This window comes from Fictibacillus aquaticus (genome assembly GCF_002245695.1).
In the GTDB taxonomy this organism is placed as follows: Bacteria; Bacillota; Bacilli; order Bacillales; family Fictibacillaceae; genus Fictibacillus; species Fictibacillus aquaticus.
The window spans coordinates 1-692 of sequence record NZ_NOII01000033.1 but is presented as its reverse complement, the minus strand read 5'-3'; the positions used below and the strand labels follow the sequence as shown (position 1 = coordinate 692).

Genomic DNA, 692 nt, shown 5'->3' with positions numbered 1-692 from the left:
CTTTTGAGATCTGGGATGCCATCGGTCTTAAGCAATCAGTGGAAAAAATGGCTGAAGAAGGAGAAACCGTACCTCACTGGGTTCAAAGCATGATCGCAGAAGGAAATGAATCTTTCTATAAAAAGGAAAATGGCGACAGATCTTACTATCATCATGGATCATATACACCTGTTATTGAAAATGAAAAAGTGATCCATCTCAGCGGATTAAAGGAAAAAGGCAATGTAATCAAGAAAAACGGCGGATCTAGCTTGATTGATCTTGGCGACGGTGTAGCCTGTCTAGAATTCACCTCGCAAAATAACGCGATCGGGCCAGACATCATCATGATGATCCATCAGGCACTTGATGAAGTGGAAAAAAATTACGAGGGCCTTGTTATCGGAAACCAGGGCAAGAACTTCTGTGTTGGAGCGAACTTAATGCTGATCCTGATGGAAGCTCAGGATGACAATTTCTTTGAACTGGATATGATGGTCCGCCAGTTCCAGCAGACTATGGGGCGCGTACGTTACAGCAAAAAGCCTGTTGTTGCGGCAAACTTTGGCATGACGCTTGGAGGCGGAGTAGAAGTATCACTTCCAGCAGCGAGATTGCAGATGGCCTCCGAAACATATATGGGTCTTGTAGAAGTGGGTGTAGGGCTCATCCCTGGAGGAGGAGGAAACAAAGAGCTGTATCAGCGTCTCCTC

The 692-nt window shown here is 45.5% G+C and carries 1 protein-coding gene; it reads left to right on the top strand.

All coding sequences use genetic code 11. The annotated features are described in order from the left end of the window. Positions 1–692 (top strand): enoyl-CoA hydratase/isomerase family protein (locus tag CGZ90_RS18820; RefSeq protein ID WP_205727423.1); only part of this gene is annotated, 692 nt, incomplete at both ends.